The sequence below is a fragment of the Ruegeria arenilitoris genome (assembly GCF_013032445.1).
Taxonomy (GTDB): Bacteria; Pseudomonadota; Alphaproteobacteria; order Rhodobacterales; family Rhodobacteraceae; genus Ruegeria; species Ruegeria arenilitoris_F.
Window position 1 is genome coordinate 213,743 of the sequence record NZ_WQCA01000010.1, and the last position, 18,929, is coordinate 232,671.

Annotated in this window: 18 protein-coding genes; 9 read left to right on the forward strand and 9 right to left on the reverse strand. The window is 59.5% G+C overall.

Annotation, left to right across the window (positions count from 1 at the left end; translation table 11 throughout):
* Window positions 1-5: 5 nt before the first annotated feature.
* The 9 genes from GOW98_RS16615 (at window position 6) to GOW98_RS16655 (ending at window position 8,863) form a co-directional block, all read left to right on the forward strand.
* Window positions 6-1,550: a putative bifunctional diguanylate cyclase/phosphodiesterase gene (locus GOW98_RS16615; protein WP_170334043.1), complete on the forward strand. Its 1,545-nt coding sequence runs from the start codon at window positions 6-8 to the stop codon at window positions 1,548-1,550.
* A 123-nt stretch (window positions 1,551-1,673) separates the two neighbouring features.
* Window positions 1,674-3,476 (forward strand): membrane protein insertase YidC, encoded by a 1,803-nt coding sequence (gene yidC / locus GOW98_RS16620; RefSeq protein ID WP_170334045.1) that lies wholly within the window; start codon window positions 1,674-1,676, stop codon window positions 3,474-3,476.
* Window positions 3,473-4,210, forward strand: a complete 738-nt coding sequence (locus GOW98_RS16625) for an MOSC domain-containing protein (RefSeq protein WP_170334048.1) — start codon at window positions 3,473-3,475, stop codon at window positions 4,208-4,210. The genes yidC and GOW98_RS16625 overlap by 4 nt, the downstream gene beginning before the upstream one ends.
* Complete coding sequence (gene yihA, locus GOW98_RS16630) at window positions 4,207-4,860, forward strand: ribosome biogenesis GTP-binding protein YihA/YsxC (protein ID WP_170334050.1); 654 nt, start codon at window positions 4,207-4,209, stop codon at window positions 4,858-4,860. Before GOW98_RS16625 ends, yihA begins: the two co-directional genes overlap by 4 nt.
* Window positions 4,857-5,225: a DUF2946 domain-containing protein gene (locus tag GOW98_RS16635; RefSeq protein ID WP_170334051.1), complete on the forward strand. Its 369-nt coding sequence runs from the start codon at window positions 4,857-4,859 to the stop codon at window positions 5,223-5,225. The genes yihA and GOW98_RS16635 overlap by 4 nt, the downstream gene beginning before the upstream one ends.
* 66 nt (window positions 5,226-5,291) lie before the next feature.
* Complete coding sequence (locus tag GOW98_RS16640) at window positions 5,292-6,695, forward strand: PepSY-associated TM helix domain-containing protein (RefSeq protein WP_170334053.1); 1,404 nt, start codon at window positions 5,292-5,294, stop codon at window positions 6,693-6,695.
* A 104-nt stretch (window positions 6,696-6,799) separates the two neighbouring features.
* A complete protein-coding gene (gene argB / locus GOW98_RS16645; RefSeq protein ID WP_170334055.1) occupies window positions 6,800-7,663 on the forward strand; it encodes an acetylglutamate kinase in 864 nt (287 codons plus the stop codon).
* A 19-nt stretch (window positions 7,664-7,682) separates the two neighbouring features.
* Window positions 7,683-8,369: a ferredoxin gene (locus GOW98_RS16650; protein WP_170334057.1), complete on the forward strand. Its 687-nt coding sequence runs from the start codon at window positions 7,683-7,685 to the stop codon at window positions 8,367-8,369.
* Window positions 8,366-8,863 carry a SixA phosphatase family protein gene (locus GOW98_RS16655; RefSeq protein WP_170334058.1) on the forward strand — a complete coding sequence of 166 codons (498 nt, stop codon included), beginning with the start codon at window positions 8,366-8,368 and terminating at the stop codon, window positions 8,861-8,863. The genes GOW98_RS16650 and GOW98_RS16655 overlap by 4 nt, the downstream gene beginning before the upstream one ends.
* 45 nt (window positions 8,864-8,908) lie before the next feature.
* Here the strand turns inward: GOW98_RS16655 and GOW98_RS16660 are convergent, their stop codons facing one another.
* The 9 genes from GOW98_RS16660 to GOW98_RS16700 all read right to left on the reverse strand — a co-directional run bounded on the left by GOW98_RS16660 (window position 8,909) and on the right by GOW98_RS16700 (window position 18,924).
* Complete coding sequence (locus GOW98_RS16660; RefSeq protein WP_302477163.1) at window positions 8,909-9,700, reverse strand: amino acid ABC transporter ATP-binding protein; 792 nt, start codon at window positions 9,698-9,700, stop codon at window positions 8,909-8,911.
* 12 nt (window positions 9,701-9,712) lie between these two features.
* Window positions 9,713-11,068 (reverse strand): amino acid ABC transporter permease, encoded by a 1,356-nt coding sequence (locus GOW98_RS16665; protein ID WP_170334061.1) that lies wholly within the window; start codon window positions 11,066-11,068, stop codon window positions 9,713-9,715.
* A 1-nt stretch (window position 11,069) separates the two neighbouring features.
* Window positions 11,070-12,338: an amino acid ABC transporter permease gene (locus GOW98_RS16670; protein ID WP_170334063.1), complete on the reverse strand. Its 1,269-nt coding sequence runs from the start codon at window positions 12,336-12,338 to the stop codon at window positions 11,070-11,072.
* A gap of 128 nt (window positions 12,339-12,466) precedes the next feature.
* On the reverse strand, window positions 12,467-13,483 hold the full coding sequence (locus tag GOW98_RS16675; protein ID WP_170334065.1) for an amino acid ABC transporter substrate-binding protein: 1,017 nt from the start codon (window positions 13,481-13,483) through the stop codon (window positions 12,467-12,469).
* A 207-nt stretch (window positions 13,484-13,690) separates the two neighbouring features.
* Window positions 13,691-14,398, reverse strand: a complete 708-nt coding sequence (locus GOW98_RS16680; RefSeq protein WP_170334067.1) for an ATP12 family chaperone protein — start codon at window positions 14,396-14,398, stop codon at window positions 13,691-13,693.
* Window positions 14,399-14,402: 4 nt separating this feature from the next.
* Complete coding sequence (locus tag GOW98_RS16685; RefSeq protein WP_170334069.1) at window positions 14,403-15,074, reverse strand: HAD-IA family hydrolase; 672 nt, start codon at window positions 15,072-15,074, stop codon at window positions 14,403-14,405.
* A complete protein-coding gene (locus tag GOW98_RS16690; RefSeq protein WP_170334071.1) occupies window positions 15,071-16,114 on the reverse strand; it encodes an RluA family pseudouridine synthase in 1,044 nt (347 codons plus the stop codon). The genes GOW98_RS16685 and GOW98_RS16690 overlap by 4 nt, the downstream gene beginning before the upstream one ends.
* A 106-nt stretch (window positions 16,115-16,220) precedes the next feature.
* Window positions 16,221-17,534 (reverse strand): replication-associated recombination protein A, encoded by a 1,314-nt coding sequence (locus GOW98_RS16695; RefSeq protein ID WP_170334073.1) that lies wholly within the window; start codon window positions 17,532-17,534, stop codon window positions 16,221-16,223.
* Between the two features lie 4 nt (window positions 17,535-17,538).
* Window positions 17,539-18,924, reverse strand: coding sequence for a trypsin-like peptidase domain-containing protein (locus GOW98_RS16700; RefSeq protein WP_170334075.1), 1,386 nt, complete (start codon window positions 18,922-18,924; stop codon window positions 17,539-17,541).
* Window positions 18,925-18,929 lie beyond the last annotated feature (5 nt).

Sequence of the window (18,929 nt, forward strand, 5' to 3'; positions counted from 1 at the left end):
AACCGATGTGGAAACCTACCACCCTCGAACGCACTCTCGATGATCTGGCTTCCATTCTACGCGGTCCTGCTGCCTTGGCGTTTGTTCCGGCAATCAGTCTGGCAGCGTTCTGGATTGGCGGGGAGCGCGCGCTGGTGGTCTTGGCCCTTTGCCTGCCACTTGTTGTTCTGGGCATCGCCGCATTTGGTGCCCGGACGGACCGGCAGCGCAAGCGGCGCAATCCGCCCGGCGGCATGATGACCATCGATGCCTTCGCCGCCGAACTGACAAAAATTTGCAACACTGCCAGTGCAGATGGCACAGATTCGGCCTGCATCCTCGTTGCGCTGGATGACTATTCGGGTTTTCTGGACCTGCACGGAAACGCCGCAGCCGACCATCTTGCGAAACAGTTCAGCCGTCGCGTTTTTTCGGTCATCCGCTCACAGGACGTCGTGACCCGGCTGGACCAGAACAAGATCGCCATTGGCCTACAACCATCGCACCAGTTAGACCTAGAGGCCTGCATTCAAATGGCCGGGCGCATTCAGGCGGTCGTAGAGGAGCCTTTCACTCTCAATGGTACGGGGGTGTACGTGTCCTGCTCAATCGGGTTTAGCCTGCTGTCCAGCACACCGGAATGCCAGTTTGAGGATTGGATCGACACGGCCTCAGCTGCCTTGGGCGAAGCGCAACGGAACGGGCCGTCGACGATACGCGCTTTTTCCAGCGAAACGCGACGCCGTTCGCACATTCGGACCAATCAGCGCAAAGATTTCGAAGCGGCGTTGGACACTGGTGAAATCCGCCCGTGGTATCAACCTCAGATTTCGACAGATACAGGGCAGGTGACCGGGTTCGAGGCCCTTGCTCGCTGGGAGCACCCCAAGAAAGGCGTGCTAAGCCCACAGGTATTCCTGCCCTTCGCAGAACAGGCCGAACTGATGGAGAAACTCGGTCAGGCGATGCGGCACCACGCATTTGCAGCCATGCGCGATTGGGATCGGGCCGGCGTAACGGTGCCTCGGGTCGGTGTGAACTTCTCGTCCGATGAGTTGCGCGACCCGGCGTTGATCGATCGATTGAAATGGGAGTTGGACCAGAATGACCTGACGCCCGATCGGCTTGCGGTCGAGATTCTGGAAACCGTGTTTTCGCGTCGGCCCGATGATGTAATCACCCTTAACGTGACCAGCATGGCTGAACTCGGGTGTTGCATTGATCTCGATGATTTTGGCACTGGGCATGCCTCGATTGCCTCGATCAAACGCTTCAATGTCTCACGGATCAAAATCGACCGGTCTTTTGTAGCCAAGGCGGATCGAGACGCCAGCCAGCAGCAACTGGTCAGCGCAATCCTGACTATGGCCGAAAGGCTGAATGTGGAAACGCTGGCCGAAGGAGTCGAAACCAAGGGCGAACACGCTCTGATGGCGCAATTGGGATGTGGCCATGTTCAGGGCTTTGGCATTGCCAAGCCCATGCCCTTTGAAAACACGCTGGACTGGATTTCCGCGCATCAGAACAAGGTCAACGGAATGCCGAAGATCGGACGCAAGACCGGCCCGTAATCGCAAATTTACGCCAAAGAAACGTGATCCGTGACGAATTGACAGGCGATTCCGCTTGACCTTTGGGCCCGCACTCTGTTGAACCCACCGGGTGTGTTTCACTGCTTAAGGTGGCTGTCCCCGATGGACGATCAGAACAAGAATCTCATCCTTGCAACCGCGCTCAGCTTTGTCGTGATCCTTGTTTGGTTCGTGCTGTTCCCCCCGCCGGAGCAGGCGCCAACGCCAGATCAAGCCGAGATCACCGCCGTCGAGGGCAATGAGGTTCAGACACCCAGTGCCACCGGCACCGGGTCCACAGGGGACGCAGCGGCTGTCGCCGAAGAAGCTCTGCCCGAGGACGAGGCTCCGCGGGTCGAGATCGACACACCGCGTCTGAAGGGTAGCCTGTCGCTGTCGGGTGGCCGAATTGATGAATTGCTCCTGAAGGACTACAAAGTCTCGATCGACGAAGGCGCACCGATCGTTGATCTGCTATCGCCGGTGGGATCTGAGTCCGCCTATTACGCCCTGTATGGCTGGGCACCAGGTGCTGGCGTTGGGGGCGACGACGTTCCAGGACCAAATACGCCTTGGACCGTTGAAGAGGGCGAAACGCTGGGCGTTGATACGCCGATCACTCTGAAATGGGACAACGGCAAGGGGCTGACCTTCCGCCGTATGATCTCGGTGGACGAAAACTATATGTTCACTGTCACCCAATCGGTTGAGAACGCATCCGACGCCACTGTGGCCATGGCGCCCTATGGTATCCTGGCCCGCCATGGTATCGGTGAAGATGGTGATATTCCCGACTTGAAGAACTTCTTCATCCTGCATGAAGGCCTGATCAGCATGGCTGACGGCACCCTTACGGAAGTCGACTATGGCGATCTCCAGGATGAGACCGAAACATTCGAAAACATGAATGATGGATGGATCGGCTTCACGGATCACTACTGGATGACAACGCTCATCCCTGAACAGGGTTCTCAGTTCACCTCTTCGGCTGGATTCAACGCCCGGAACAAAGTCTATCAGGCTGACATCAAGACACCGACTCTTACCGTCGCTGCCGGCGAAACCGCGCAGGTGACGACACGACTGTTTGCGGGGGCCAAGGAATGGGAAGCCATACGCGAGTATCAGGCAGAAGGTGTGCAGAAATTCATCGACAGCATCGATTGGGGTTGGTTCTTCTTCCTGACCAAGCCGATCTTCTGGCTGCTGCACAACATCAACGCGCTGATTGGCAATATGGGCTGGTCCATCATCGGCCTGACGCTGATCATCAAGGCGATCCTGTTCCCGCTGGCGTTCAAATCCTACGTCTCGATGGCGAAGATGAAAGAACTGCAGCCGCAGATGGAGGCCCTGAAAGAGGCCGCTGGCGACGACCGTCAAAAGATGCAGCAAGGCATGATGGAACTGTACAAGAAGGAAAAGGTGAACCCCGCCGCGGGCTGTTTGCCGATCCTGATGCAGATTCCGATCTTCTTCTCGCTGTATAAGGTGATCTTCGTCACGATCGAACTGCGTCAGGCCCCGTGGTTTGGCCCGTTCCAGGATCTGAGCGCGCCAGATCCGACCTCGATCTTCAACTTCTTCGGCTTGCTGCCTTGGGCGGCCCCGGCCCCCGAGAGCTTCATGGCGCTGATCTTCATCGGTATCCTGCCGCTGCTGCTGGGTATCTCGATGTGGCTGCAACAGAAACTGAACCCGGCACCAACCGATCCGACGCAACAGATGATCTTTGCCTGGATGCCATGGGTCTTCATGTTCATGCTGGGTGGTTTTGCCAGCGGGCTGGTGGTCTACTGGATCGCGAACAACACGATCACGTTCACCCAGCAGTACCTAATCATGCGAAGCCAGGGCTACACGCCGGATGTGTTCGGCAATATCAAGTCTGGCTTCAAGCGTACGCCGAAAACGGATGATAAATGACGGCTGAAGTCACCCAGCTTTGGCGGCACCCGATCAAAAGCCATGGTCGTGAAGCCGTCGAAACCGTAACCGTGAACCCCGGGCAGACCATGCCCGGGGATCGCGTTTGGGCGGTCGCGCATGAGGCGTCCAAGGCGGACGGCTCGGAATGGGTTCCTTGCGCCAATTTCAGCCGAGGCGCAAAAGCGCCGCAGTTGATGGCAATCTCGGCTCTGTCTAACGGTGAAAACCTGACATTGTCCCACCCGGATCGCCCGGACCTAAGTTTTGCCCCGGACCGCGAACAGCAGGCGTTTCTGGACTGGGTCAAACCTCTGATGCCTGCGGATCGGGCCGCATCGGCGCGGATCATCCGGGTTCCGGGGCGCGGCATGACCGACAGCGATTTTCCCTCGATCAGCCTGTGCAACATGGCGTCTCACCGCGCGGTTGGGCAAAAGCTGGGCCAGGACCTGTCGATCCACCGCTGGCGCGGCAATATCTGGTTCGATGGAATGCCGCTGTGGCAAGAATTCGAGTGGCTAGGCCGCGAGGTTCAGATCGGCGAGGCGGTGTTCCGCGTCCGTGAACGCATCACCCGCTGTCTGGCGACAACGGCCAACCCTGAAACCGGCCAGCGCGATGCCGACACGCTGGGCGCGCTGGAAACCTGGGGCCATCAGGATTTCGGTGTCTATGCCGAGGTTCTCAAAGGCGGCGCAATCTCGGTTGGCGACAAGGTAGAACTGCTATGAGCACCCTCCCCTTCCCCCTGGCTGAAGACCCGGACGAAATCGCGTCGGAACGCGGTCGCAAGCTGTTCGCGGGCGAATCCGAGTTCGTCAAAGGTGTGGTTGCCATGAACGGCCTGCCCGCGCCCGACCGGCTGGAAGTCTGCTTTGCAGGCCGCTCGAACGTGGGCAAATCCAGCCTGATCAACGCGCTGACCGGCACCAAGGGGTTGGCGCGTGCGTCGAACACGCCGGGCCGCACGCAGGAAATCAACTTTTTCACACAAGGCCCGGAACTGTACCTGGTCGACCTGCCCGGCTATGGCTATGCCAACGCGCCGGTGAAGGTTGTGGAAAAGTGGCAACGTCTGCTGAAACAATACCTGAGCGGCCGTCAAACTCTGCGCCGGGCCTTTGTCCTGATCGACTCGCGCCATGGGGTAAAGCCTGTCGATGCCGAGATCATGAAGCTGCTGGACACCAGCGCCGTGACCTTTCAATGCGTGATGACCAAGGCTGATAAGGTCAAGGCGAAGGATCTGGAAAAGGTACTGGAACAGGTGCGGGGCGCGTTGTCCAAACACCCTGCGGCCTTCCCCGAAATTGTGCTGACCTCGTCTGAAAAAGGCGACGGTATCCCGACGCTACGGTCAATCATCGCGCATCTGGAATGAGCCTGCCGGTCCACCTCTTCGCCGTGTTGACCACATTGGCGATAGCGCTGACCGGAACGATTCCGCAGGGCTGGATGCCAGCGAAGAACACCGATGGCAAGGTGCTGTTGGTGCTGTGCACTGGCGAGGGCACGGTTGAACAATGGGTCGATCTGGATGCGGAAGACCCCATCCATGACGAAGTCGACCAGCGCATCATGTGCCCTTTTGCAGGTCTGACCACCAATGTTGACCTGCCTACGGTCGGAGCCATCTTGCCCTTTGGTGCCTCGATCCAGCCCCGTTGGTCACACCGAGATTTCACCCACCGAAGTGCCGGGTTCCATTCGCGGTACGACGCAAGGGCACCGCCTGTCTTCTCCTGATTCACCACAAAACTTGTAAACCTGCGCAGTTAGAGCGCGGAGCAATTTTCGAATCCGGAGAAAACTATGGCATTGGACAGCCGAAACCTGGGGGACACCCCGGCGCAGAATACCGCTGCGCAAAAGTTTTATTTCGCCGCCTGGCGGTGGCATTTCTATTCGGGGATTTTCGTGATCCCCTTCCTGATCATTCTGGCCATTACCGGCCTGATGATGATGTTCATCACTCAGTTCGACGGTCGGGACGGCGAGAAAATCGCCGTTGAGGTTCAAGGCTCCGCCCTGCCCGTGTCACAACAGGCTGAGGTCGCGCTTTCCGAAATCCCCGGCACCGTCGTCGAATGGATCGGCCCGAAAGCCGCTGATCTGGCAACCGTCTTCCGCATCAAAACCGAAGAGGGCCAGCGCCTTGTGGCTGTCGATCCCTACGCCGGAGAGGTTCTGCTGGTCTGGGATCGCCGCGCGGGTTGGTACGATCTGGCCGACAACATCCACTCGACCCTGCTGATCGGCACGACCGGAGACCGCATCCTTGAGATCGCCGCCGGACTGAGCCTGCTGTTGGTTTTTACCGGCCTCTACATGTGGTGGCCGCGCGGCAATATCCACTCGGCTTTTGTGCCGAACCTGCGGACACGGGGCCGGGCGCTGTGGAAATCTCTGCACGCGGTGGTCGGGTTCTGGATGTCAGGACTGCTGGTGGTCTTCCTGATCTCGGGCCTGTCCTGGGCCGGCGTCTGGGGCGGCATGCTCGTCCAGCCATGGAGCAGTTTCCCCGCCGAAAAATGGGACAACGTGCCCCTGTCAGACGACACCCATGCCAGCATGAACCACGGCCACCAGAATGACGTGCCGTGGGCGCTGGAGCAAACGCCGATGCCTGCCTCGGGGTCCGAATCCGGGATCGAAGGTGTTCCGCAAGGGGCACCCGTGAACATCGACGCGCTGGTGGCGCTGGGAACCAAGCTGGACATGACCGGGCGCTTTCGCGTGGCCTACCCTGACGGTGAGGATGGTGTCTGGACCCTGAACCGGGACAGCATGAGCAACGACTCGACCGATCCGTTGAATGACCGGACCGTTCATGTGGACCAGTACACTGGCAAGATTCTGGCGGATGTGCGGTATCAGGATTACTCGCTGATGGGTAAATCCATGGCCGTCGGCATTCCGTTTCACATGGGCCTGATGGGCACGTGGAACTTTATCCTGAACCTGGTGTTCTGCCTGTCGGTCATCTTCGTCTGCGTCTCGGGCGTAGTGATGTGGATCAAGCGGCGGCCGCAGCGCGCAGGGCGTCTGGCCGCGCCACCGATGCCTGCGGAATTGCCGCTGTGGAAAGGGGCCGTGCTGATCGGTCTGTTCACCGCGATGGCCTTCCCTCTGGTCGGTCTGACCCTGCTGGCGGTGCTGTCGATTGATCTGCTGCTGGTAAGCAACATCCCGGCGATGAAACGCGCCATGAACTGATAAAGCCAGGGCCGCACCGCGCTGGTGCGGCCCAATCCTACCATTCCGGCCTTGGCACCACCCCTGAAAGGCCCTAACACGGAAGGCCAGAGGGACAATCAGCCATGAAGACACGAGATATGAACCGGGACTGGATCGCCACCGCCGCCACTTTGAACAGCGCTTTACCGTACTTACAGCGCTATGACGGGGCGATTGTCGTTATCAAGCTGGGTGGCCATGCCATGGGCAGCGACGAAGCGATGGAAAGCTTTGCCCGCGACGTCGTGCTGATGCGACAGGTCGGCGTGAATCCGGTGATCGTGCATGGCGGCGGTCCGATGATCAACGCGATGCTGGATCAACTGGATATCCAGTCCGAGTTTGTGAACGGCAAGCGGGTGACCGACAAAGCCACCGTCGAAGTGGTCGAGATGGTTCTGTCCGGCCTTGTGAACAAGCGTATCGTGCAGGCAATCAACGGGCAGGGCGGATCGGCCGTGGGCCTGTCGGGTAAGGATGCAAACCTGATGATCTGCGATCAGGCCGATCCTGCGCTGGGGTTTGTTGGTTCTCCGTCCAAAATGAACCCGAAGATTCTGCATGACCTGTTCTCGCATGATGTGATCCCCGTGATTGCGCCTTTGGGTGCGGGCACGAACGGTGAGACCTTCAACATCAATGGCGATACGGCCGCCGGGGCCATCGCATCCGCGCTCAAGGCCGACCGGCTGCTGCTGCTGACCGATGTGTCGGGCGTCAAGAACGCTGCCGGAGAGGTAGTGACCGAATTGAAAGCGGGTCAGATCCGCGAAATGACGATGGACGGCACAATTGCTGGTGGGATGATCCCCAAGACCGAAACCGCGCTGGACGCGCTGCACAGCGGCGTGCGCGCGGTGGTCATTCTGGACGGTCGCGCGCCTAATGCGGTCTTGCTGGAACTGTTTACCGAGCACGGTGCAGGCTCACTGATCCGCCCCGATTGACGCAAACCGCGGAGGAGAGATGACCGGACGTCCCCCACCCTCCTCTTACGCGGCAGCAATCAGCTACGGCTGGGTCAGGCGCGCGGCGTATCAAGCGGGCCTGATCGTCATGGGCGCGACGCATCCACGACACAGTGGCGCCAAGGGGCTGGATGGGGGAACTCTGGTGCTTTTGGGCGCAGGTTCAGCCTTCTGGCCCGTCCTGAAAGCCTCCACAGAATGGAAAGGACCCGATCCGGTGGACCGCTGGTCCAGCCGCGTCATTGGGCAGATGGCACAGGATCTGGGTGCACAGGCACATTTTCCGTTTGGCGGACCACCCTATGCACCTTTCATCGACTGGGCGCTGAAATCTGGTCGCACCTTTAGCAGCCCGGTGGGCGCTTTAGTACATGATACCGTGGGTATGATGATCTCATACCGCGGGGCACTGCATTTCGTCCGGGAATTCGATATCCCTGAAGGCAGCGATACGTCGCCCTGCACAGACTGCCCTGCGCCCTGCACCACAACCTGCCCGGTGGGTGCCTTGAACAGCCAAAGCTTCTATGACGTCGACGCCTGCCACGGCCATCTGTCCACTGCAGAGGGGCAAACCTGCATGACCGGCGGCTGCCTTGCGCGACTGTCCTGCCCGCTCAGCGCTGGTGCAGGGCGCGACCCCGAACAATCCGCCCACCACATGAGAGCGTTTCACCCATCATGACCCGTACTCTTATCCTGACCCGCCATGCGAAATCCAGTTGGAGTGACCTGGGCCTCAGCGATCACGACCGCCCCCTAAACAAGCGCGGGCGCAAATCGGCCCCGGCCATCGCCGGGTGGCTATGTCAAAACGGCTGGCTACCGGATGAGGTGCTGAGTTCGACCTCAACCCGCACCCGCGAGACATGGGATCGGATGGGGTTACGGGCCGACAAGGTCTGTTTCCACCGCACGCTCTATCATGCGGCGCCCGAGGACATGCTGATCGAGCTGTCAGGCGCCACGGAGCCCACGGTGCTGATGCTGGGCCATAACCCCGGCATAGCCGCCTTTGCCACCCGCATTGTCCGGCAAGCCCCCGAGCACGCACGGTTCTACGACTACCCGACCTGCGCCACGACCGTGATCCGCTTCGACATCGACGACTGGGCACATGTTCAGTGGCATAGCGGCACCGTGCAGGGGTTCACCATTCCGCGCGAGCTTCTGGAATGAAAAAAGGCGGGGCAAAACCCCGCCTTTTCAATCGTTTCGTGAGGCTTAGTGCCCCAGAATCTGGCTCAGGAACAGCTTAGTCCGCTCGCTCTGCGGATTGTTGAAGAACTCTTCCGGTTCGTTCTGTTCCACGATCTGACCGGCATCCATGAAGATCACACGGTTGGCGACCTGACGGGCAAAGCCCATCTCGTGCGTGACGCACAACATGGTCATGCCTTCCTCGGCCAGCTCGATCATGGTGTCGAGCACCTCTTTGATCATCTCGGGGTCCAGCGCCGATGTCGGTTCATCGAACAACATGATCCGCGGCATCATGCACAGCGAACGGGCAATCGCCACACGCTGCTGCTGACCGCCCGAAAGCTGGCCGGGATACTTGTCGGCCTGTTCCGGAATTTTCACCTTTTCCAGGAAATGCATCGCGCGTTCTTCGGCCTCTTTCTTGGGCGTCTTGCGCACCCAGATCGGGGCCAGCGTGCAGTTTTCCAGAATGGTCAGGTGCGGGAACAGGTTGAAGTGCTGGAACACCATGCCAACCTCGGACCGGATCTTGTCGATGTTTTTCAGGTCATTCGACAGCTCGGTCCCGTCCACGATGATCGTGCCTTGCTGGTGTTCCTCCAGCGCGTTCAGGCAACGGATCAGGGTGGACTTGCCTGATCCCGACGGCCCCGCGATCACGATCCGCTCGCCTTGATTGACGGTCAGATTGATGTCGCGCAGCACGTGGAAGGACCCGTACCACTTGTTCATGTTGGTGATTTCGATGGCGACCTCGTCGCTCACCTGCATCTTCGAGCGGTCGATTTCGCGTTCAATTGCAAGTTCAGACATGAGTTGAACTCCTTAACGGTGGCCAGTCTGAAGCTTGCGCTCCAGATACATGGAATAACGGGACATGGAGAAGCATACGACGAAGAACAGAACGCCGATAAAGGCAAACAGTTCCCAGTAGACGCCATTCCAGGCGGTATCGGCGCGGATGCCGTTGGTCAGACCGATCACGTCGAACAGACCGATGATCGAGACCAGCGTGGTATCCTTGAAAATGCCGATAAAGGTGCTCACGATACCCGGGATCGAGATTTTCAGAGCCTGCGGCATGATGATCAGCCGCTGCGCCTGCCAGTAGTTCAGGCCCAGACTGTCGGCCCCTTCGTACTGACCGCGCGGCAGAGCAGCCAGACCACCCCGGATCACCTCGGCCATGTATGCGGCAGAGAACAGGGTCATCATGATCATCACCCTCAGGATAATGTCAAAATTGGTCCCCGGCGGCAGGAACAGGTTCAACAGCAACGAGGCCACGAACAGCAGGGTGATCAGCGGCACGCCACGAATGAACTCGATAAAGCCAACGCAGAGATATTTGACGATCAGCAGATCGGACTGACGGCCCAGCGCCAGCAAGATACCGATGGGTAGCGAGACACCGATGGCCACAACCCCCAACAGGATCGCCAGCATGAAACCACCGAAGTCGCGGCTTTCAACCGTGGCGATACCAATTGGAATCACCGAGTTGATTGCTCCGGCAACGGCGCCTGCTGCAAACAGCCACCAGAGAATGGGCAGCACGGCTGCAAGGATGAGGGCCGTCAGAGATCCTGCTATCGGTAGCACAACCTTGTAGGCGAGATATCCAATGGCGAACCCGGCGGCGACCATCAACGGCCCCCAGATGCTACCGCCCCACATCAGCCAAGGCAGCAGGAACGGGTAAGCCGCAGTCACGAAAAGCAGTTTGCGCGGTACGTTGGTGAACAACACCGGTGCAATCGCGACAAGCAACAGGATGAAGGTCAGGTTCGGCCGAAAATAGGCAGGCCAGCCGCCGGATTCGGGCGGGTTAGACCACGTTGCGTCCGGATGCGCCGGATAAGGCGGATAAAAACCGTACAGCAATTGCAACCACCGGTCTTTGATAACGCCCCAGCAGGCATGACCATGAGTATCGCCCCATGTCGCCATCATGATCTCACGGCATTCCGACAGGGAATTGGCGTTCCAAACAGATTCGAACGTCCAACTCAGGATGTTGGAGAGCACATAGTAGATGAAGAACAGCGAGATGATGGTCAGGATGGCGTTCAGCCAGCTTGAGAACAGGTTATGCCTGATCCAGCCCAGCACCCCTACTTCGGATGCGGGTGGGGCCTTTTCCGGCAACATTTCCGTGCGGACAAATGAAACATCACTCATATTACCGCTCCACCAGTTTGACACGGTTGTTGTACCAGTTCATCACCGCCGAAATGCTCAGCGAGATGGTAAGATAAACCAGCATCAGCAGCAGAACGCATTCCAGCTCACGACCGGTCTGGTTCATGGTGATGCCGCCAAGGGTGCCGGTGATATCCATATACCCAACCGCAATCGCCAGTGACGAGTTCTTGGTCAGGTTCAGATAGTTTGAGATCATCGGCGGGATGATCACCCGCAGCGCCTGCGGCAGGATCACAAGGCGCATTGTCCGGCCCGGGCGCAGACCCAGTGCAGATGCGGCCTCGGTCTGGCCCTTCGAGATGGCCAGAATACCGGCGCGTACGATCTCGGCGATGAACGCCGCCGTGTACAGCGACAGGGCCAGCCAGAGGGCAATCAGCGAGTTCCGGAGATGGGTGCCGCCGGAGAAGTTAAAGCCCTTCAATTCAGGGTAGCCCAGATGAAAGCCCAGCGCGGTCAGCAGGATGGCTGATGGCACGACCAGCAGGCCGAGTTGGATGTGCCAAATCGTCGGACGGTCACCGGTCTTTTCCTGCGTGGCATTGGCCCAGGCCGACACTTTGCGCATGGCAAAGATGCTGCCACCAAGCACGATCAGGAACGCGATCAGGTCCAACGAGACGTCAAAACGCAGGCTTGATGTCCCGAACAGGTGGATGTCGCCCAGGCTGCGCGAGAACAAAAACTCGGGGATGTAGACCCCGCGGTTGGTCACAGCAACAGTGCCGAATAAATCCATCGTGGCTTCTGGATTTTCACCCCGGAATGCGCGCGGCGCAGGCAGGCTTTCAATCAGGATCGCCATAGCGAACACGATCCAAAGCAGGACCGGAACGTTGCGGAACATTTCGACATAAACCGTCATGATCCGCGCGATCAGCCAGTTATTCGACAGACGCAGAACGCCAACCATGACGCCGATGATCGTTGCCGTGATACAGCCAAGGACTGCGACAACCAGCGTGTTCAGCAGGCCTATAAACGCCGCACGCAGATGGGTATCGCGCGAGTCGTATTCCAGCAGACGTTGGTTAATGTCATAGCTTGCCGGTTCAGCAAAAAAGTCGAACCCGACAGTTCTGCCCAGCGTTTCAAGGTTCTGAATGGTGTTGTTAATGATCCAAGCTGCCAGAAGCATGAAACCGATCAATGCAATAACCTGAATGGTCGCAGATCGATACCGCGTATCGTAAAGGAGCATGGACAGCCGGAAGTGCTCCTTCGGCGGGTCAGTGAGTGTCGTCATGACCTATGTATTTCCCCGTGCATCCCGGTTTTTCATTGGCAGAGTTGATCTCTGCTCAGAACGTTCCGGGCGTGTTTCTTATTGATTGAAAAAGGGCGCAGGTTGCCCCGCGCCCTTTTCCGTGGATTTTAACGGAACGGCGGTGCGTACATCAGACCGCCATCGGTCCATTGTGCGTTCAGGCCGCGTGCCAGACCGATCGGGGTTTCCTCACCGATGTTCTTGGCAAACACTTCGCCATAGTTGCCGCCGACTTTGATCGCGCGCTGTGCCCAGTTCGCGTCCAGACCCAGCATCTCACCCAAAGTGCCTTCGCTGCCCAGCAGACGGTTAACTTCGGGATTGTCGGTGCCAGCAGCCATCTCGTCGATGTTTGCCGAGGTCACGCCCAGCTCTTCTGCTGCGATCAGCGCGTTCAGGGTCCAACGGACCACATCGCCCCACTCGTGATCGCCATGACGGACCAGCGGGCCCAGCGGCTCTTTCGAGATGATTTCAGGCAGGATCACGTGATCACCTGCGTTTTCAAAGGTGGCGCGGGTTGCAGCCAAGCCCGATGCGTCGGTGGTATAGACGTCACAGGCACCAGCCAGATACTGCTGTTGCGCTTCAGCGTTGGTTTCGATCGGAACCGGCTCGTAGCTCATATTGTTGATGCGGAAGAAATCCGCCAGGTTGAGCTCAGTCGTGGTGCCGGTCTGGATGCAAACGGTTGCGCCGTCCAGTTCCTTGGCCGAGCTGACACCCAGAGCCTTGGGAACCATGAAGCCTTGGCCGTCATAGTAGTTGATGCCCACGAATTCGAATTTCAGATCGACGTCGCGGCTGAAGGTCCAGGTGGTGTTACGGGCCAGCATGTCGATCTCGCCCGAAGCCAGCGCGGTGAAACGGGTTTTCCCGGTGGTCGGGATGAATTCGACGGCGGACGGATCGTCCAGAACGGCGGCTGCTACTGCGCGGCACACAGCCACGTCGAAGCCCTGCCACTCACCGTTGGCATCCGGGCTGGCAAAGCCGGGAACACCGGTCGCCACGCCGCAGTTCAGCTTGCCACGTGCCTTAACATCATCGGCGGTCCCCGCTGCCGCTACACCAGCAGCCAGGCCGGCAATAGTTGCCACGCCCAAGAATACGGATTTTTTCATTTTTACCTCTTCCTGATTGTCCGCCCCGTTCAAAGGACGGTTCTGTCCGGCACCTCTGGCACCAGAAAGGTTTCCCAAAGGTGTCTCCCCTTTAGTGAACATGAGTTTGGGCGCATTCATAAACAAACGTCAAGGGTTGGATCAGGGAAAACGATGGGTCAATCCGGAGATGGCTCGCCCAACGTTCGAAAATCAGGCCCTGAGGGCTCAAACCGAGAGGTCAAAGAATCGTTTGGCGTGCAAAAAGGCCGCTTTCTTGGTTTCAGAAACTGCGTAAGCCTCGTCATCATGGCCCCATTGTTCGATCTGCCACAGCTCGTCCAGCCGTGAAATCTGCCAGATTTCTTCCGCACCTGCTCGGTTTTGCGCCGCGGCAAATCCGAGGATGAGAGAGCCTGAAAGGCTGACCAGATCGTGGAAGGAGGCCAGTTGGAAGTCGTTTAATCCGTGGACACGTTCCCTGAGGGTAGACAGCGCCACCTGCGGCTGCGGTTGGTGTAACACACCGGCCACAGGCAACAACCGCGCCGACAGCGTTTCAGCCGCCCAATCCAGCAACGGGTCCCATTGTTCGGCCTGACGCTGCTGTAACTCTTGCGGGTGAACCGCGCGATAGCACAGCAGGTCCGAATCGCCGTAATCGGCCAGCATATCTGCAACGTCGGCGTGTTGATGGTGGACCTTGTCAATGGCGGCATTTGCCGACCGGGTGAAGGGCATCACCGTCGGGTCGATCACTTTTTCCTGCGCGTCCCACTCCGCGGCGACTTCGTCGGCCATGGCGCGGGTCGGCAGGACCAAAGCCGCTTTGGCCGGGGTTTTAACGCGGCGGCCATCCAGTTCGACGGTATATCCGCCCTCGGTTTCCACCACCGCGCTCTCGGTCCAGAATCGCTTGGGTTTCCAGTCGCTCATGTTGTCAGATCCAGATGTCGTCCAGCGCGCGGGGCAACTGGTCAAAGGTTTCAATAATGCAGGTCGCGCTGTCCAGAACGGATCGGTCATGATAGCCCCAGGTCACGCCAATGCCCGCCACTCCGGCGGCACGGGCCATGTCCATATCGAACTTCGTATCGCCGATCATGACCGTATTGGCCGCCTCCACCCAGGTTTCGCTGCGCGCCGTGTCGATCATTGACGGGTGCGGCTTGGACGGGTGGTGATCCGCCACCTGCCGGGTGACGAAGTAATGCTCCAAACCGTGCGCCTCGATCAGTGCATCCAGACCGCGCTGAGATTTTCCGGTGGCCACGCCCAGCAGAACCTCGGGCACGGTATGCAGGGCTTCGATAGCATCCAGCGCCCCCGGATACAGCGGAGAGCTTGCCGCCCCCTGCTCCAAACGTTGCGCGTGATAGGCTTCCTTGTAGCCCTCGACCAGACGGTGCTGCAGGTTGTCGGGATGCTCGGGTGCCAGCTGCGCCATAGCATTAGGCAGAGACAGCCCCACGATCGACAGGATAGCCTCACGCTCCGGCACAGGCAGGGATTGGGCCTCGAAACAGGCGGTCATTGCCGAAACGATACTGCCCTGACTGTCGACCAGCGTGCCGTCGACATCGAACAGCACCAGACGCAGCGGTGCGCTCATTGCAGTTCCTCGAATGGGTCGTCTGCAGCCAGATCCTCGGTCCAGCCGAACGTGTCCCAGCTGTGTTTCATGTGATCGGGCAGCGGCGCGGTGACGGTGATGGTCTTGCGCGTCACCGGATGCTGGAACGTTGCCTGACGGGCGTGCAGGTGCAGCTTTTTGCTGATTATCCCGCCCAGCTGTGCACCCCAGCCATCGCCGAGGTTTTCCTGACCCGAGCCGCCGTATTTGCCATCCCCGATGATCGGATGCCCAATCGCTGCCATGTGCGCCCTCAACTGGTGGGTACGCCCGGTGATCGGCTCCATCGCCGCCCAGGCGGCACGCCCGGCCACCCGGTAGAGGGTCGCGTAAAGTGTATGCGCCCGCTTCGCGCCCGGATTGTCGTCGATCTCGTTCAGGTGGACAGCGATCATCTTTTCGCCCTCACCGTGCTTGCCGTGGCCTGCGGCCTTGACCAAACCAGTCTTGATCTCACCCAAATAAGGCGTCGGCACACCGGCCACCAGCGCCCAATAGATCTTGCGGGTGTCTCGGTGGCGGAACGCGGCGGTCAATCCCTTCGCTGCCTCGCGCGTGCGAGCCAGCAGCAGAACACCTGAAGTGTCCTTGTCCAACCGGTGCACAAGGCGGGGGTTCTCATCGTAACCGAACCGCAGCGCCTCAGACAAGCTGTCCACGTGGCGGGTCTGGCCGCTGCCACCCTGCACCGGCAAGCCATGTGGCTTATTCAGCGCCAACACGTGATCGTCGCGATAGATCACGCAGGACTGGATCATCTTGGCATCGGCGTCTGAAATGCGCCGCTTGACCTCAACAGGTTTGTGATCCGCATCGGGCAAGGGTGGCACGCGCACGACCTGTCCGACCTCAAGCCGGGTCGAGGCCTTAACACGGCCCCCTTCGACGCGCAGTTCACCCTTGCGACACATCTTTTCGATGCGGCCCTGACTGACGTGTGGGAACAGGCGGCGCAGCCAGCGGTCGATCCGCTGGTCGCCGTCACCCTCTGCCACGGTGATCATTTGTACGCCGCTCATGCCGATATCCCCTTCACGCGGCGGTTCCGCGCGGATTGTGTGCCCATAGGTGCCTTAGAAAACATGCGCGTCTGTGGCGTGCCGCACCGCAAGAGTCAAGCCAGCGCTAGGGCCTGTTCCGCTGTGCCCGCAGTTTCGCGAAATAATCCAGCCGCTTTTTCAGTTCCCGCTCGAACCCGCGTTCAACCGGTTGATACAGCTCGGGCCGTTCCATCCCGTCCGGGAAGTAGTTCTGGCCCGAAAACCCATCCTCGGCGTCATGGTCATAGGCATAGCCCGCGCCATAGCCTTGATTCTTCATCAGCGAGGTCGGGGCGTTCAGGATATGTTTGGGCGGCGGTTCGCTGCCCGATTGCTTGGCCAGCCGCATAGCCGCTTTGTACCCAACATAAGCCCCGTTCGATTTCGGAGCCAGCGCCAGATAGACCAACGCCTGCGCCAGGGCCAATTCGCCCTCGGGCGAACCCAGACGTTCATAGGTCTGCCAGGACTGCAAGCAGATCGCCTGCGCCTGCGGGTCGGCCAGACCGATATCTTCGACCGCCATCCGCGTAATCCGCCGCGCCAGATAGCGCGGGTCCTCGCCCCCCGTCAGCATCCGCGCAAACCAGTAAAGCGCTGCGTCCGGATCAGACCCGCGCACTGATTTATGTAGGGCCGAGATCAGGTTGTAGTGCTCATCGCCCGACTTGTCGTATTTCGCCGCCCTGCGCATAAGCCGTGTCGACAGCGCATCAGGGTCGAGCGGAGCATCGACCTTCCAAGCTGCGATTTGTTCGATCAGGTTCAACAGCGCCCGGCCATCGCCGTCGGCCATCTCTTGCAACACCTCGCGCGCCGGGCCGGTCAGAGGCAACGCACGATCCAGCTCCTTCTCGGCCCGTTGGGTCAGGCGTTCCAGATCGACAAGGCTAAGGCGCTCCAGCACCAGCACCTGCGCCCGGCTGAGCACAGCGGCGTTCAGCTCGAACGACGGATTCTCGGTTGTCGCCCCTACCAGCAGGATGGTCCCGTCTTCCATATGCGGCAGGAACCCGTCTTGCTGGGCTTTGTTGAACCGGTGAATCTCGTCCACGAACAACAGCGTGCCCTGCCCGTTCTGGCGGCGAATTTTCGCAGCCTCGAACACCTTTTTCAGGTCCGGCACACCGGTGAAAATCGCGCTGATCTGAACGAAGTGCAGATCGGTTTCCTGCGCCAGAAGCCGCGCGATGGTCGTTTTGCCGACGCCCGGAGGCCCCCAGAACACCAGACTGGACAAGCTGCCCGAAGCGAGCATGACCCCCAAAGGCGCGTCCGGCCCCAGTACCTGTTCCTGCCCGATCACCTCGGTCAAAGACTGCGGGCGCAGACGGTCGGCCAGCGGGCGGTGCGCGGGTGGCGCGGGCTGGGGAGCCCCGGTATCGAACAGATCACTCACGCGATCACAACCGGAACCGCAGGGTGACCGAACGTCCCCCTCTGAGAAGGTCCAGATTAATCCGTCGGCCCGGATCAGTCAGCGCATCCACCACGTCGCCGGGAGTTTCAATCTGCGTGCCATTGATACTGTTGATCACATCGCTTTTACGCAGCCCAGACCGGCCACCGTAGGGGCCTGCATCCACCACGACCACTCCGGTCTGAGACAGCAGCAAACCCATATTGGCAATTACCGCTGGGTTGATGCGAGAAACTGTCAGCCCCGGCATCACAGTCTGATCGTCCAGTGTCGTTTCCTCGGCCGCAGGGGTTTCAGGCGCTTTGATCAACGCAATTTCCAACTCGGCCTGCTCGTTCCCGCGCAGGAGGGTCACCATGGACGTGCCACCAACCCCAGCGACTGACATGCGGAACTTCATTTCGGCCGGAGAATTCACTTCATCCCCGTCCACGTGGGTGACCACATCCCCCACGCGCAGCCCTGCCTCGGCCAGTGGGCTGAGGGGGTGTAGGTCGGAAATCACCACACCCAGTGGGATCACCAACCCCAGAGACTCGGCGATGTCCGCGCTCATGTGCTGGCCAGCCATACCGGCCCAAGGGCTGATGAAACTTTCATTGCCGTCTTGCGCCTGACGCAGGAATTCCGCCACCAAATTGGCCGGAATGGCAAATCCGATGCCGTTGGACCCGCCCGAGCGGGTCAGAATTGCCGTATTGATCCCGATCAGGTCACCATTCACGTCAATGAGCGCGCCGCCTGAATTGCCCGGGTTGATCGCCGCATCGGTCTGAATGAAATAGCCCCGCGCGTTACCCGTGGCCGCACCTGTCCGCGCCAGCCCCGAGATGATGCCCGACGACACCGTCTGCCCCACACCGAACGGGTTACCGATGGCCAGTGCCAGTTCTCCCACCTCGACATGGTCGGAATCACGCATCTGCAGGTACGGCAGGCCCTCGGCCTCTTCCAGCCGCAGGATGGCGATGTCGCTTTCCTTATCCCCCAGAACCACCTGCGCCGAGAATTCGCGCCGATCTGTGGTTACCACCCGAATTTCAGTGGCCGTACCAACCACGTGGTAATTCGAAACTACGTACCCATCTTCCGACAGGATCACACCCGACCCAAGCGAGTTCTGTACCCGTGCGCGGGGCTCGTTGAACCCACGGCCAAAGAAATCCTGAAAGAACGGGTCCGAAAAGAACGGGTTCGCCCGCCCTTGCCGTACGATCTTTGCATAGATGTTCACAACGGCCGGAGAAGCCTGCTTGACCACTGGCGCAAATCCCAAAGAGATCTCAGCCTGAGTTTGAGGCACTCGGGTTTCAGCCGTGGCAACTGAAGCACAAGCAAATGAAAGAGCGATTAGTGTCGCGCGGAACATAAAGA